Raw genomic sequence first — 15,259 nt, forward strand, 5'->3', positions numbered from 1 at the left:
TTCACGCCATTATTGCGCGCTATTACCTCAACAGCAATTCCCTATTTTCTATACCTTCCGGCGTCATTTCTACTCCCTCTATTCTTATGACTACCCCCCGACTGCTCCGCCTGCCCCTGCTGGTGCTGCTGGCTTTGCTGTGCGCCTGCTCCCGGTCCGGCCCCGACGATAAAGCCGGCCCCGACGGCACCGAAATAGCGCCCTATCAGAACATCGTCTTTGCCTTCGACGAGCCCCTGGGTGCGGGCCGGGTGAACCGCTGGGACACCGTGCAGTACGTGAAGTTTGAGCCCGCCGTGCGCGGCAAGTTTAAGTGGACCGGGGACCGGGAGCTGGTGTTCTCGCCCCAGGAGCCGTTCCGGCCCGCCACGACCTTCCAGGCGCAGTGGCACCCGGTAGCCATGGCCCAGCTGCAGAAGGGGAAGCTGCCCGACCTGCCCTTGGCCCGGTTCCATACGCCCCGGCTGCGGATGCACGAGCCCCAGCTGTTCTGGACCCAGAGCCGCCGCGCTGCCGGCACCGCCGAGATGCGCGCCAACCTGCTGTTCAACTACGCCGTGAAGCCCGCCGACGTGCAGCCATTGCTGCGCGTAACGCAGGACGGCAAGCCCGTCGCCTTTGAGCTGGTGAGCAGCACCGAGGCCGACAGCGTGGTGGGTGTGGCCTTCACCCAGGACGTGCGCCAGGGCTCCCCCGTGGAGCTGACCATCGCGCCCGGTTTGCACCCCGTCGGCTCCGACCAGACCACCAGCAAGCCCTTCTCCGCCCAGGCCCAGGTGCCCGACCCGCAAACCCTGCTGATCCGGGAAGTAACGGCCGCGCTGGTCGAGGGCGACCCGGTGATTACCGTGCTCACCAACCAGCCGGTGTCGGCGCTGGAAATTCAGCCGCTGCTGACGGTGACGCCCGAGGTGGCGTTTTCGGTGGAAGCCCTGGAAAGCGGCTTTACGCTCAAGGGTGCGTTCGACGTGGATAAAACCTACCAGGTCGGGCTGCGGACCGGGGTGCGCGGGGCATTGGGCGGACAGCTCGCCGAGCCGTTCACGCAGACCGTATCGTTCGTGGACGAGCGGCCTTCGCTGAGCTTTGCCCACGGCGGCAAGGCCATGTACCTCGACGCGCTGGGCGCCCGCAACCTGGGCATCCGGGTGTCGGAAGTGGGCAAGGTGCAGGTCACCATCGCCAAGGTGTATGCCAACAACATCCAGGCGTTTCTGCGCCAGGGCACGAGCTATGGCTACGGGGATGAGGAAGGCGAAGGGGGCGAATACGAGGGCGGGGACGGCGAAGACTACGAGTCTCACTCCTACCAGTACTACGACATCGAGAACGTGGGCAGCGTGGTGTCGGAGCGCACCTACACGGTGGCGAATCTGCCGAAGCAGCAGGGCTTCCGCCTGCTGAACATGACCCTCAAGGACCTGGAGTTCAGCGGGGGCATGAAGGGCCTCTACATCGTGAAAGTGCAGGACACCGAGCGGCAGTGGCTGCAGGTAAGCAAGGTGATTTCGGTGTCGGACATCGGCCTGATCGTCAAGCAGGGTCAGGCTGGCAGCACGCTGGTGTTTGCCAACTCTATCCGCACCGCCAGGCCCCTGAGCGGCGTTACGGTGCGGTTTGTGTCGTCGAACAACCAGGTCATTGGCACCGGCGTCACGAACGGCAGCGGCGTGGCCTTGTTCGACAGCACGGCCCGTACCAGCCGGTTCCGGCTCTCCATGCTCACCGCCCAGCAGGGCGCCGACTTCACCTTCCTCGACCTGGCCTCCAACCGCGTCGAAACCTCGCGCTTCGACGTGGGCGGACTGCAAAGCAACGCCGCCCGCTACCAGGCGTTTCTGTACGGCGACCGGGACCTGTACCGCCCCGGCGACACCGTGCGCACCAACACCGTGGTCCGTACCGACACCTGGCAAACTCCACCGGCGAACCTGCCGGTCAAGATCCGGCTCTTGCTGCCCACGGGCAAGGAGTACGCCAGCCTGCGCCGTAAGCTCTCGGCCGACGGCTCGTTTGAGTCGCGCTTTATTCTGCCCCCGGCCATCATGACCGGCCTCTACACCCTGGAAGTTTTGACCGGCAACGACGTGCTGCTGGCCTCCAAGAAGATCAGCGTGGAAGAGTTTATGCCCGACCGCCTCAAGGTGACGGTGAAAGCCGCCCCGGCCGTGGCGAAACCGGGCCAGCCCGTCACGGCCACCCTCACGGCGATGAACCTGTTCGGCCCGCCGGCCGCCGACCGGAAGTTTGAAGTGGAATTCTCGCTCAAGGCCAAGCCGTTTAAGCCCAAGCAGTACGCCGACTACACCTTCTACATCCAGAGCGGGGAGCAGCGCAACAGCGAGTATATCGGCGACGAGGAAAACCCCGAGGTGTCGGACCGGTTCGAGAAAACCATGCGGGAAGGCAGCACCGACGCCACCGGCCGCGGTACCGCCACCTACGACGTGCCCGACTTCGAAAACCTGGGCACTTTGGAAGGAACCGCCTTTGCCACCGTGTTCGACGAAAGCGGCCGGCCAGTAAACCGCCTGGCAACCTTCGAGGTGCAGACCCAGCCGGTGTTGTTCGGCATTCAGCGCCTGCCCGAGCTGGTCAGCACCCGCCAGCCGATGACGGTTCGGCTCGTGGGGCTCACGCCGGGCGGGCAGCCCACCTCGGCCCCGGCCCGGGTGCAGATCGTGCGGCTGATCTGGGAAACGGTGATTGAGCGCCGGGGCGGGCGCTACGTGTACAACTCCCAGAAGCGCGAGCAGGTCGTGGTAACCCAGGACCGCACCGTGGGTTCGGGCACGAGTATGGGCTTCACGCCCGTCAGCTCGGGCGAGTACGAGGTGCGCGTCAGCCGGCCCGGGGCCGAAACCTACGTGACCAGCCGCTTCTACGCCTATGGCTACGGCGACACCGACAGCAACTCGTTTGAAGTCAGCAACGAGGGTGAGGTAACCATTGAGGCCGACAAGGCGAAGTACCAGCCGGGGCAGACGGCCAACCTGCTGCTGAAAACGCCCTTCCCGGGCCGGGTGCTCGTGACGGTGGAGCGCAACCGCGTCATCGACCACTACTACGTGACCACCGACGAGAAGTCCGCCCGCATCAGCGTGCCGATCAAGGGGACGCACGTGCCCAACATCTACGTCACGGCCACCGCCATCCGCGAAATCCGGGACAACAACCTGCCGCTGACCGTGGCCCGGGGCTTTATGCCGCTGACCGTGGAAAAGCCCGGTACCCACCTGCCGGTAGCCGTGAAGGTGGCCGCCCAGAGCCGGTCCCAGACCTGGCAGACTATCGAGGTAAGCACCGCGCCTCGGGCCGCCGTGACGCTGGCCGTCGTGGACGAGGGCATTCTGCAGCTCAAGGACTACCGCACGCCCGACCCCTACGCCTACTTCTACCAGAAGCGGGCCCTGGAAGTGAATGCCTTTGACATCTATCCCCGCCTGCTGCCCGAGCTGAACGGCGCCAGCAGCACCGGCGGCGACGGCAGCGACCTTTCCCGCCGCACTACGCCCGTGCCCAACCGCCGCGTGAAGCTGCTCGCGAAGTGGAGCGGGGTGCTGCGCGCCGATGCCAACGGCAAAGTGCGCTACCGGGTACGGATTCCGCAGTTCAGCGGGGCCGTGCGCGTCATGGCCGCCGCCTACAAGGGCGACGCCTTCGGCTCGGCCGAGCAAACCATGCGCATTGCCGACCCGGTGGTTATCAGCACCAGCCTGCCCCGCTTCCTCAGCCCCGGCGACACGATTGACGTGCCCGTAACGCTGACGAATACGACGGGGAAAGAGATACGCGGTATAGTTGCTATTTCCCGCTCTTCCGCAAAGGATGCTCCACCTGCTCTCTTCAAGGTTGTGGAAACAGCTCGTGACCGTGAGCTAGCTTACAATGGAGGAGATGATTTCTTGCCTGACAATAGCCTTAACCACAAAATAGTACTACCTCCTAACGCGGAACGGCGTGAGGTTTTCCGAATAGCTGCAAGCCAAATAGGAGCTACTGAACTATTGGCTGGCTTTATAAGAGAACTGCCAAAAAATGCTCCTCCTACCCCGCCAATCTTCTGGGCCAGTGAGAGAGTGGAGTTCCCCGTCCGACCCGCTTCGCCCCTGCAAAAAGTAACCGGCTCGGGCGTGGTTAAGGCGGGCAGCGGGCAGACGCTGAACCTGCGCACCGACTTCCTGCCGGCCACGCTGCGGAGCCAACTGGTGGTGAGCCGCTCACCGATGACGGAGTTTGCCAAGGATTTGCGCTACCTGCTGCAGTATCCCTACGGCTGCCTGGAGCAGACCGTGTCGGCCGCGTTTCCCCAGCTCTACTACGCCGACCTGGCCTCGACGCTAGCCCAGAAAGCCGGCAAGCAGGCCAAAGGCACGCGCTACAACCCCAACTACAACGTGCAGGAGGCCATCCGCAAGATTGAAAGCCAGCAGCTCTACAACGGCTCCCTCAGCTACTGGCCCGGCGGCGACTACGACAACTGGTGGACCTCGGCCTACGCGGCCCACTTCCTGCTGGAAGCCCAGCGCGCCGGCTTTGAGGTGAATAAGAACGTGCTCGACAAGCTGCTGCGCTACCTGCAGATGCGCAACCGCAAGCGCGAAACCGAGGAGTACGACTACTTCGACGTGAGCAACATTGCCCGCCGCAGGGTCATAGCCAAAAAGGAAATTGCCTACTCGCTCTACGTGCTGGCGCTGGCCGGCCGCCAGGACCCGGTGGCGCTGAACTACTACAAAGCCAACCGGCAGCTGCTGGCTCAGGACTCGCGCTTTCTGCTGGCCGCCTCCCAGGCCGTGGGCGGCAACCAGCGCGACTTCCGCGACCTGCTGCCCACCCGCTTTTCGGAGCGGCCCGCTCACCGCGCCCTCGACGGCTCGTTCTACTCCCCCCTGCGCGACGACGCCCTGATCCTGAACGCCCTGCTCGAAGCCGACCCCGGCAACGCCCTCACCCTGTCCCTGACCCGACAGCTTAGCCGGCAGGTAAAGCAGGCCGGCTGGCTGAACACCCAGGAGCGCGCCTTTGCCCTGCTGGCTTTGGGCAAAGTAGCCCGGCAGAACGCCGCCAGCACCGCCACGGCCTCGCTTTTGGCGGATGGCAAGGTTATCGGCGCCTTCTCGGGCAAGGACTTGACGGTAAACAACGTGGCCAACCGGAAAGTAAACCTGCGCACGTCGGGTACCGGCAGCCTGTACTACTTCTGGGAAACCGAGGGTGTCTCGCCCACTAACACCGTGCGGGAAGAGGACGCCTACCTGCGCGTGCGCCGCGAGTTCCTGGACCGCAACGGCCAGCCGGTGGGCAGCGCCACGTTCCGCCAGAACGACCTTGTAGTAGTGCGCATCACGATTCAGTCGGGCGACGCGGCCGGGTCGGTATCCAACGTGGCCATTACCGACCTGCTGCCGGCCGGTCTGGAAATCGAGAATCCGCGCATCGGCGCCGTGCGCGACCTGACCTGGGTTAAGGACGCCGCCGAGCCCGACTACCTGGACGTGCGCGACGACCGGATCAACCTGTTCACCACCGCCACTACCGCACCCAAGGTGTTCTACTACACGGCCCGGGCCGTCAGCAAGGGCACCTTCCGCCTCGGCCCCGTCAGCGCCGATGCCATGTACAACGCCGAGTACCACTCCTACAGCGGGGCCGGCGTGGTGCGCGTGCGGTAACGGGCTGTAGCGCGAAGCTTCGCTGCGCCGTTGCGGCCGGGCTTCGCGCTACTTCTTATCCGGCACCGGCTGGCGGTTGTACACCACACCGTTGGCGCCTTCGAGTTGGGCAAAAAAGGCCGTTTCGGGTGGGTACGTGTGGTCGAAGCCGAGCTGAAACTCGGCCGGACCGGCGGGCAGGGAGCCTTCGCGCGGAAACTCCTTGACCAGGGTGCCGTCGGCCAGACGCACCGTGACGCGCACGTTCCGGACCGGCCTGGTAAGCTTGAACTGATAAGTGAAGCGGCGCACCCGCAGCACCGGCTCTGCCTCGCTGGTCGTGGCATCGACGCGCAGCTGGCTTAGGAGCTGGTTGCCGGGCCCGAGCAGCTTCAGGAAGTACAGCGGGCGTTTGCCCGGTCGCACAACCTCATTGACGCCAAACGTGTAGCGCAGCACGCCGGTCGGCGCCGGGCGGTTGCGGAAAAACGTGCGCAGCTCCCGCCCCGCCGAGTCCAGCAGTACCAGCGTAACGGGCTGAGCCGCATGGTTCTGGTAAAGCATCGTCACCTTTTTCGAGAATATTTCGGGTGCCATGCGCCGGTAGCCGGGCCGGGAACGCACTACCGCCACCGCCGGCTGTCCGGTCTGCGCGCTCAGAAAGCGACTCACGTTCCGCGCCGCCCTCTCCAGCTCAGGCGCCACGGCCAGGTCTTCCCATAGGGGGCGCTTGTCCGTCAGGGCCCAGACCAGGCTCTGGCCGTAGTCGGCCGCAATGACCGGGTACTTGGCAAGTGAGTCGGCCAGGGACTTGAGGGCCGGCTTGGCGTAGCCGATAAAGGCAAGACCCGCATTCTGGGCGGGGGCATGGTCGGCCGCTTCCAGGCAGAAGCCCTGCAGGCTGATGGCCTGCTCGGCCCCGGGGGCTATGACCAGCTGCTGCGGCTGCCAGGTGAGCAGGTCCTGGGCGCTGGGCTCGGAGCCGAAATGCAGGCCCGGCGGCACCCGCAGTGACAGAGAGCGGGAAGTGAGATTCTTAAGCTGGCAGCGTACATTGTTGGTGCTGCCGAGCGTGGCGGCTACCACCGCCGACACCCGCACGTCGCCGCCTTTGACGGCCGCTACGAGGTCGGTGTACTTCTCTTTGCCGTGGCTTTTCGGCGTCAGGAGCAGAAGCAGGGCAAGCAGGTACAGCAGGCGAAGCATGGGCAGCAGCGGATAAGAGCAGTAAAGCCGGCCGCAGCCCGGACCGGCAGCGACACAACCGGAAACCTAAGCAGAATCCCGCAATTCTTACCACAAAACACCGGCTTATTTATAGCAGGTGCGCTCCTTGTAAGCACCCGAACGGGCAACCCGCTTAACGCCGCATCGGCCGGCCCTGCCCGTGGACAACGCCACGGCGGGCCGGCCGATGCGGCGGGCGGACGCGAAGTCAGGAAGCTTATTTGCGGGCTCCTGAACAAGCGTTTACTGCTTCTCTGACTCCAGGGAAATGCTTACGCCATTCTGCTTCCGGGGCTGGGTCAGCACGACCGTCCGGTTTTCGTAGCCGGCGTAGCCCACCGTCAGACTTATCGTGGCGTTGTTGGGCAGGCTCATCACGAAGTCGCCTTTGGCGTCGGTGACGCTCACCTGCTTCTGCACGCCGTTGGTAATCCAGACCGTGGCACCCGACAGGGGCATGCCGTCGGCGCCGGTTACCCAGCCGGTCAGCGTTACGGGGCGGTGGTCAGAGAAAATATCCGTCGTGGGCACCACCTTCAGCGGCTTCAGCGCGGTAAACTTGACCGTCCGCTTACCTGTCTTTCTAGCCATAGCCGGGCGCTTGGTGGCAACCACGGTTTTGGTGGTGGCCGAGGCCGTGGCAGCAGCGCCGCCGGTGGAGGCTACGCTGGTGAGCGAGGTCAGCAGCAGGGCGGTGGCAGCGGCGAAAGAAGCGAGGGTGCGAAAAGTAAACATGGCGCAGGACGTAGTAGAGAAGTTGATCTTTGGCGGCCCGACCGGCTTAGTGGCTGAGCGATGAAACAAACCTACGGCAGGCGCCCGCCCGGTTTTCAACTCTTGGCCGAAGCTCGGCTATACGCATGCCAACGGTCCGGTTTGCTGGGTGAATGATGTCTGCCGACCCAGGAAAAGAGCAAATCAGACTCCGATACCTCCTATCCGTACTCGATGTGTACCAACAGCCGGAACCCGGGTCTAAACAAAAGCCCGCTCTCAGGGTCTGAAAAGCTAGTGCCTCCTTCATCACCTCTCCGCCGCCATGCGCCATATCACCGCCGCCGACATTCACGCCTTTGAGCGCATCTACCGCCTGAACCTCGTCAACGGCCTTCCCGGTTTCAAGCCTGCCAACCTCGTGGGCACCGCCGCCCCCGACGGGGCCACCAACCTGGCAGTGTTCAGCTCGGCCCTGCACCTGGGCTCCGACCCGCCCCTGCTCGGCCTCGTAACCCGGCCCACCACCGTTCCCCGCCACACCTACCAGAACCTGAAAGCCAGCGGCTGCTACACGCTCAACCACGTACCGGCGGCGCTGGCGGCCCGGGCGCACTACACCTCCGCCGACTTTGCCCCGGAAGTATCCGAGTTCGACGCCTGTGGGTTCACGCCAGTTTACCGCGACGGTTTTCCGGCGCCCTACGTGGCCGAAAGTCCGCTGGGCATCGGCCTGCGTCTGCTCGAAGAGCTGCCCATCTCCAATGGCACCGTGCTGCTGGTGGGCACCGTCGAGCACGTGTACCTGCCCGAAACCTCTTTGCGCCCCGATGGCACCCTGGACCTGGTAGCCCTCGGCGACGCCTGTATTTCAGGCCTCGATGCCTACCACGAGGTGCTGCCTCCGGTGCGGTTTGGCTACGCCCGGGTGGGGCAGCCGCCGGTGGCTCAATAAGCCGAAGCCAGGAATTTTCTTCCAACAGCCGAGCTGGCTGGTCCGTACAGGCGTTACTGCTCAGCTGGAAACGGGGCAGTTTCCGCCCTCTACCCCGCTGCTATGCACCGCACCCTGGAAATCACCGTCGCCTCCTCTGTCACCGAGCTCCTGTGCCAGCAGCTAACCGCCGTGCCGGAAGTTATTGGTCTGAGCGTAAGCCCCGGCGCGTCCCGCAAGCCGGTTGGTGACGTGCTCACCGTGCACGTGCTCAACCGCGGAGCTGACGAGGTGCTGCGCCTGGCCCGGGCTGCCGTCCCGACTGCCAACGACCTGAGCGTGATAACCAGCGAGGTAGCCAGCTTTATTGCTCCGGCCAGGCAGGAAACCATCGAGCACGACAAGGATGAGGCTATCTGGGAGGAAATGGAAAGCGGCCTGCGCCACCAGGGCGCCATTACGGCCAATTACCTGCTGCTTATGGCCCTGGGCGGACTGATCTGCGCGGTGGGCCTGGTATCGGAGCCGGTGCCCCAGGCCATTTCGTTTATAGCCGCCGCCATCATCGCGCCGGGCTTCGACCCGATGACGAAAGTAACGCTGGGGCTGGTGCTGCGCCGCTGGAGCGTGGTGCGTCACGGCGTGACCTCCACCCTGGCCGGCTATGCGGTGCTGATTGCCACGGCTGCCCTGACCATGCTGGCGCTGACGGCCGCCGGGGAGGCCTCGGGCGCCGCGCTGGCGGCCAACCCGGAGGTTGAGCACCTGTCTCACCCCCGCCTGATGGAGCTTTTGCTTTCGGGGGCCGGGGCGCTGGCAGGCGTGGTAATGCTGGCGGCGTACCGGCGCAGCTTCCAGGCCGGCCCACTCATTGCCATGGCCTTTATTCCGGCTGCCGCACTGATTGGGGCCGGCCTGGCCGTCGGGCGGCCCGAGCTGGCGCTCGAGGGCCTGGAGCGGTTCGGGGCCGACTGGGGCTTTATCGTGGGATTGGGGGCGCCGTTTCTGTGGATCAAGCAGAAGCTGGTGCACCAGCGCAAGCCGATCGTATAGCCGCAGGACATCCCGGGTCGGTCAGGCGCGGGAAAAGCCGGCCGGCGTTTGGCACTTCGGGTGCCGGACGCGAACTTGCACTACGGGGCCGCCGGATTGCCGGCCCGGCTATTCCCTGCTTTTCCGCCATGTCCGACAACCAGGTTCAGCTGCTGATTATCGAGGACGAGGCCGTGCTGGCCCTGGACCTGAAGGCCACGCTGCAGTCGGAGGGCTACACCGTGGTGGGCATTGCCGGCACCGGTCCCCGGGCCCTGGAGCTGTTCAGCCAGCACCGCGTGGACCTGGTACTGTGCGACATTCATCTGCAGGGTCCCTGGGACGGCATCGAAACGGCGGGCCGGCTGCTGGCGCTGCGCCCGGTTCCACTCATTTACCTGACCGCGCTGGCCGACCAGCCAACCCTGGAGCGGGCCCTGGCCACGGGCCCGGCGGCTTATCTGCCCAAGCCGGCTACCCGGGTTAGTCTGCGCACTGCCCTGGCGCTGGCCCTGCACAATTTTGCCCGTCCCACTCCTCCCACGCCCGGCCCGGCCCCGGCCGACCGCGACGCGCTGACGCGGGACACCATCCTGCAGCTCAACGACCACGTCTTCATCAAGGACAATCACCAGTTCGTGCGGATTCCCCTGGCCGATATTCTGCTGCTGGAGGCCGACAATACTTATACCACGCTTATCACGTCCGGCCGCAAGTACGCCCTGCGCCTGACACTGGGCACGGTGCTGGAGCGGCTGCAGTTTGCCCAGCTGGTTCGGGTACACCGCTCGTTTGCCGTCAACATTCAGCGGGTCGAGAGCTTCTCCGACTCCGAAGCCACCGTGGCGGGTCAGGGCGTGCCGCTGGGACGGCAGTACCGGGAGGCGTTTCTCCGGCAGTTTCAGTTCCGCTAACCCGGGATGGCCTACCAGATAGCGTCATTCACTGGCGCAGCAGGGCCGTTGGCCTTCTTTTCGGCCCGGCAGTGCATCCGGACTGCTACATTCGTTTGGTGCCGACTTCACCCCGGCCAGCCGCCGGCTCTTCTTCCGCCCTCTTCCGCGACCATGCTTCGTCTGCTGTTGCTTCTGCTGCTTTTTGGTTCGGCCCCGGCGCCAGAAGCCCGGGCGCAAACGGCAGCTGGCAAACCGAATGCTTTGGCGGCGACTGATACTGCCCGGGTGCGGAAACGGCTGGAGGAAGCCCGGCTGCTATTGGCCCGCAGCAACGACTCGGCCGCCGTGCTGTGCCGGGAGCTGCTGCGGGCAAGTTACCGCCTGCGCTACCCCTTTGGAATGGCTCAGAGCAATCTGCTGCTGGGCATGGTGCTGCGCAACCAAAGCGAGTTCGACTCGGCCTTTTTCTACGGCCGACGGGCCGAGGCCCTGTTTGAGCGCCAGGGCCGCCTCGACGGCCTTTCGTCGGTGTACACCCTCTATGCCCAGACCTACAAGCGGATGGGCGATGCCCAGGGCGTGGCGCTGCTTTCGCGCAAAGGCCTTAAGCAGGCCAACCTGGCTCTGGCTATGGCCGAGCGGGGACCCTACCCGGCTCCCATGGTATCAGCCCTGCTCAGCCAGGGCATCATCTACCGCGACCTGAAGCTCCCGGACTCGGCCCGGCAATGCTACCAGCGGGCTATCCGCATCGAGGAAACCCAGCCCTGCGTGCCATCGTCGCTGGGGGTTGCCTATGCCAACTACGGGCAGCTGCAGATGGACTTCTACCACAACATCCCGGGAGCCATCCGCCTCCTGCGCAAGGCGCTGGCGCTGCACCACCGCCACCACAACCGCAACGGCCTCGAGCACGCCTACCGCAACCTGAGCTGGGCTTACCGCCGGCAGGGCGACCATGCCCGGGCCGTGGCCACTGCCGACAGCTGCCTGGTGCTGGGCCGGGCCATCGGCGACCCGCACCGCCTCAGCAATTCACTTGAAGCCAGCTACTTTGCCCACCGCGACGCCCGGCGCTATCCACAGGCCATTGCGCTGATGGAGGAGTGGCGGAACCTGGAAAATGAGCTGGGCCGGGTCGAGAAAACCCAGGCCGTGGCCCGCATCGAAGCCGCTTACCGGCTGGAAAAGCAGCAGGCCCGCATTGCCCGCCTCGACCAGGACAATGCCCGCCAGCAAACCCAGCTTTGGGGGCTGGCCGCCGGGCTGGCCTTGCTGGCGGGCCTGCTGGGGCTGAGCTTCTGGCAGTACCGCGTGATTCGCCGCGCCAACGCCTGCCTGCAGGCCACCAACCAAACCATCTCCGAAAACAACGCCCGGATTCAGGACCAGGCCAGCCGCCTGACGCTGTTGATGCGGGAGCTGCACCACCGGGTTAAAAACAACCTGGCCATCGTGTCGAGTTTGCTGAATCTGCAGTCGAGCCGGCTGACGGACGCTGCCGCGGCCCGGGCCGTGCGGGAGGGGCAGCAGCGGGTCGAGGCCATGGGGCTGATCCACCAGCGCCTGTACCAGACCGCCGACGTGACGACCGTCGACATGACGTCCTACATCACCAACCTGGTGGAGGGGCTGCTGGCAGCCTACGGCTACGACGACTCCCGCTTCGACCTGGTGCTGGAGCTGGACTTGCCCACCCACGAAGTAGACCAGGCCGTGCCCCTGGGTTTGATTATCAACGAGCTGGTCACCAATGCCCTTAAGTACGCTTACCAGAACGTGGCCCGCCCCATCCTGCGCATCCGCCTGGTAGCCGCACCCGGTTCCGACGCCGGCGGGCTGCTGCTGGAAGTAGAAGACAACGGCCCGGGTATCGACCCGGCCCAGTGGCAGGCTCCGGATACCTCGTTTGGCAAGCAGCTGATTCTGGCCCTGAGTGAGCAGATGGGCGGCACGGTGACGATGCGCAACCAGGCCGGGGCATTTTTCCAGCTGCTGGTGCCCGGCAGCACGCCCGAATACCAGGCGCGGGCGGCGGCGGTGCAGTAGGCCAGTCGGGCCAGGTCGGTGAGAACCGGCCAAACGGGCGCAGTTGGTGATAAGAATCATCCGGCAGGGTGAGGCAACTCATAGGGCGGCGGACAGCAGCAGCGGAATTTTGGGCTTCGCAACCTGAACTTCCCGGGCTCGACGGCCGGACTGCTATTCCCCGATGAATCACTTCTTCAAGGCTGTTAGCCTGACGTATAAAAAAGCCCCGCTGGCCATTCGGGAGCTGTTGTCGATGCCGGAAGAGGCCTGCGGCTACCTGCTCTACACGCTGCAGCACAGCCTGGGCCTCACCGACCTGCTCGTGCTCAGCACCTGCAACCGCACCGAGGTGTACTACACCGCTGAAACCGACCAGAGTGAGGCTATTATCCGGGCGCTGGGCGTGCTGAAGGGCATCGACAGCACCGACTTCAGGTCGTACTTCGACTGCCTGAACGCGGCGGAAGAGGTGGCCCGGCACCTGTTCGAAGTGACCCTCGGTCTTGACGCCCAGGTGGTCGGCGACGTGCAGATCAGCAGCCAGGTTAAGCGGGCCTATCAACGCTCGGCCGACGCCGGGGCCGCCGGGCCGTTTCTGCACCGCCTACTGCACGCCGTGCTGGCCGCCAACAAGCGCGTGCAGCAGGAAACTGTCTTTCGCGACGGGGCCGCCTCCACGTCCTACGCCACGCTGGAGCTGGTCGGGGAATTGACTGCCCATCTCGACGGTCCCCGCGTGCTGATCGTGGGGCTTGGCGAAATCGGAGCCGACGTGTGCCGGCACTTCGGCAAGAGCCAGCGGTTTGCCGAGGTTACCGTGTGCAACCGCACGGCCGCTACGGCTGCCGTCGTGGCGGCCGAGTGTGGTCTGCGGGTGCTCGACTTTGCCGAGCTCAGCCAGGGTCTGGCCGAAGCCGACATCATTATTTCGTCTGTTGCCGCCGACCAGCCATTTTTCACCCGGAAAAAGCTGGCCGCCCTGCCCATCCTGAGTCCGAAATACTTTATCGATCTGTCCGTACCACGCAGCATTGAAGCGGTGGCCGAGCAGGTACCGGGGGTGCTGGTGTACAACATCGACTCCATACAGGCCAAAGCCTCCGCGGCCTTGGCCCGGCGGCTGGCGGCCGTGCCCCAGGTCCAGCGCATTATCACCGAAAGCCTGGCCGAATTCACCCTGCGTAGCCGGGAGCTGCAGGTCTCGCCCACCATTCAGCAGCTGAAAAGCACACTCGAAGGGCTGCGCCGGCAGGAAGTGGCCCGCTACCAGAAGAAAGCCAGCGCCGAGGAAGCTGGCCGCCTCGACGAGGTGACCCGGGCCCTGACCCAGAAGTTTCTGAAGCTGCCGGTGCTCCGGCTCAAAGCCGCCTGCCAGCGTGGGGAATCTGACCTGCTCGTGGCCGTGCTCACTGAACTGTTTGCACTGGATGTCCCGACCGACGAGCTTGCCGCATAACTAGTACATTGCTTCCGGGCCAGGGTTAACCCCGGCACGGTTCGGGTGTTCATTCGGCTCTGACCGGGGAATCTATTCCTCACCCATTGCCTGGTCAGCGAAAAGCGGCTTTTCATTCCCTGAATCTACTTTCTTCCAACTTCCTACCGTGAAAAAAATCCTTGTCCCTACCGACTTCTCTACCGAAGCCCACCATGCCTTTGAGGTGGCCGTGCAACTGGCCAAGCGCACGGGTGGCCACGTAACCTTGCTGCACGTGGTGGAACTGCCTGAAACCGCCGGCTTCAGCACGTACGGCGGGCCGGTGAACGGCTCGGAGCTGCCCAACAGCACCGGCAGCATGGAGGATATTTTTGTGCTGAAGCTGCTGCAGGTAACCAAGCAGCGGATGCACGGGCTGATAGCCGAAGCCGCCCGCCTGGCTCCGGGCGTGACGGTCGAGGACATGGTGCAAACCACCCGCCTGGGCGACGCTATCCTGAGCACTATTCAGGAACGACAGATTGACCTGGTGGTAATGGGCGCCCAGGGCCACACGGCCACCGAGCATTTCTTTGTGGGCTCCAACACCGAGCGGCTGGTACGGACCGCGCCCTGCCCCGTACTGGCCGTGAAGCATCCGGCCCCGGCCTTCCACGTGCGGACCATCGTGTTCCCCTCCAGCTTCGCGCCCGAGATGGACCGGGCCGTACCCGAGCTGCGCCGGCTGCTGGCTTTGTTTCCCGAAGCTACCCTGCACCTGCTCCACGTCGTCAACGGCGGCGGGGAGCAGCAGGCCTTGGAGAAAATAATGGCCTTTGCCCAGCGCCACCAGCTGGAGCGGTTTCAGCCCGCCGTGCTCGACGCCCCGAGCCCCAGCGCCGGCATACCCGCTTTTGCCCAGCAGGTCGGGGCCGACCTGATTGTGCTGCCCACCCACGGCCGCACCGGTATCAGCCGCTTTCTGCAGGCCAGCATTGCCGAAACGGTTGCCACCCATGCCTTTCCGCCGGTACTTACCTTTCAGCTACATTAATAATCGAAGTTTTCCATAAACAAAAAGCCCGATTTCACAGTCGGGCTTTTTGGTGTAGCGCGGACTACAAAGTCCGCGCTACGCTATCCACTCTATGCCCTTGCGGAGCCAGGCCTGGGTTTGGGCCTCGGGAGAGCCGGGTTCGGGCTGCCGGTTGTAGTGCCACTCGGCCTGGGGTGGCAAACTCATCAGGATGCTTTCGGTGCGCCCCCCGGTTTCCAGTCCAAAGCGCGTGCCCCGGTCGATGGCCAGGTTAAACTCGGCGTAGCGGCCGCGGCGCACCAGCTGCCACTGCTTCTG

At 64.7% G+C, this 15,259-nt stretch carries 10 protein-coding genes; 7 read left to right on the forward strand and 3 right to left on the reverse strand.

Going from position 1 to position 15,259, the window contains the following annotated elements; genetic code table 11:
- The first annotated feature begins 86 nt into the window (after positions 1 to 86).
- On the forward strand, positions 87 to 5,675 hold the full coding sequence (locus LJY25_RS16425; protein WP_227609470.1) for an alpha-2-macroglobulin: 5,589 nt from the start codon (positions 87 to 89) through the stop codon (positions 5,673 to 5,675).
- A gap of 48 nt (positions 5,676 to 5,723) precedes the next feature.
- On the opposite strand, the gene LJY25_RS16430 is transcribed toward LJY25_RS16425, so the two are convergent.
- Positions 5,724 to 6,860 (reverse strand): hypothetical protein, encoded by a 1,137-nt coding sequence (locus LJY25_RS16430; RefSeq protein ID WP_227609471.1) that lies wholly within the window; start codon positions 6,858 to 6,860, stop codon positions 5,724 to 5,726.
- 264 nt (positions 6,861 to 7,124) lie between these two features.
- Positions 7,125 to 7,616 carry a carboxypeptidase-like regulatory domain-containing protein gene (locus tag LJY25_RS16435; RefSeq protein WP_227609473.1) on the reverse strand — a complete coding sequence of 164 codons (492 nt, stop codon included), beginning with the start codon at positions 7,614 to 7,616 and terminating at the stop codon, positions 7,125 to 7,127.
- A 304-nt stretch (positions 7,617 to 7,920) separates the two neighbouring features.
- On the opposite strand from LJY25_RS16435, the gene LJY25_RS16440 reads away from it, so the two are divergent.
- From LJY25_RS16440 to LJY25_RS21410, 6 genes are all read left to right on the forward strand, one after another.
- Positions 7,921 to 8,550: a flavin reductase family protein gene (locus tag LJY25_RS16440; protein WP_227609475.1), complete on the forward strand. Its 630-nt coding sequence runs from the start codon at positions 7,921 to 7,923 to the stop codon at positions 8,548 to 8,550.
- Positions 8,551 to 8,652: 102 nt separating this feature from the next.
- Positions 8,653 to 9,582 carry a DUF389 domain-containing protein gene (locus LJY25_RS16445; RefSeq protein WP_227609477.1) on the forward strand — a complete coding sequence of 310 codons (930 nt, stop codon included), beginning with the start codon at positions 8,653 to 8,655 and terminating at the stop codon, positions 9,580 to 9,582.
- 128 nt (positions 9,583 to 9,710) lie between these two features.
- Entirely contained in the window at positions 9,711 to 10,475 is a 765-nt protein-coding gene (locus LJY25_RS16450; RefSeq protein ID WP_227609479.1) for a response regulator, read from the forward strand.
- Positions 10,476 to 10,718: 243 nt separating this feature from the next.
- Positions 10,719 to 12,506: a sensor histidine kinase gene (locus tag LJY25_RS16455; protein WP_227609480.1), complete on the forward strand. Its 1,788-nt coding sequence runs from the start codon at positions 10,719 to 10,721 to the stop codon at positions 12,504 to 12,506.
- 163 nt (positions 12,507 to 12,669) lie between these two features.
- On the forward strand, positions 12,670 to 13,944 hold the full coding sequence (gene hemA, locus LJY25_RS16460; RefSeq protein WP_227609482.1) for a glutamyl-tRNA reductase: 1,275 nt from the start codon (positions 12,670 to 12,672) through the stop codon (positions 13,942 to 13,944).
- 148 nt (positions 13,945 to 14,092) lie between these two features.
- Positions 14,093 to 14,959, forward strand: a complete 867-nt coding sequence (locus LJY25_RS21410; protein WP_227609484.1) for a universal stress protein — start codon at positions 14,093 to 14,095, stop codon at positions 14,957 to 14,959.
- Positions 14,960 to 15,037: 78 nt separating this feature from the next.
- Here LJY25_RS21410 and LJY25_RS16470 read toward each other — a convergent pair.
- Positions 15,038 to 15,259: coproporphyrinogen III oxidase (locus LJY25_RS16470; protein WP_227609486.1), on the reverse strand; the 222-nt coding region annotated here is incomplete at its 5' end.

This window comes from Hymenobacter translucens (genome assembly GCF_020685205.1).
In the GTDB taxonomy this organism is placed as follows: domain Bacteria; phylum Bacteroidota; class Bacteroidia; order Cytophagales; family Hymenobacteraceae; genus Hymenobacter; species Hymenobacter translucens.

Bases quoted from the DNA above. Each gene is read 5' to 3' on its own strand.
- LJY25_RS16430 (WP_227609471.1), bottom strand. From the start codon at position 6,860: ATGCTTCGCCTGCTGTACCTGCTTGCCCTGCTTCTGCTCCTGACGCCG.
- LJY25_RS16450 (WP_227609479.1), top strand. From the start codon at position 9,711: ATGTCCGACAACCAGGTTCAGCTGCTGATTATCGAGGACGAGGCCGTG.
- LJY25_RS16440 (WP_227609475.1), top strand. From the start codon at position 7,921: ATGCGCCATATCACCGCCGCCGACATTCACGCCTTTGAGCGCATCTAC.
- LJY25_RS16445 (WP_227609477.1), top strand. From the start codon at position 8,653: ATGCACCGCACCCTGGAAATCACCGTCGCCTCCTCTGTCACCGAGCTC.
- LJY25_RS16435 (WP_227609473.1), bottom strand. From the start codon at position 7,616: ATGTTTACTTTTCGCACCCTCGCTTCTTTCGCCGCTGCCACCGCCCTG.
- hemA (WP_227609482.1), top strand. From the start codon at position 12,670: ATGAATCACTTCTTCAAGGCTGTTAGCCTGACGTATAAAAAAGCCCCG.
- LJY25_RS16425 (WP_227609470.1), top strand. From the start codon at position 87: ATGACTACCCCCCGACTGCTCCGCCTGCCCCTGCTGGTGCTGCTGGCT.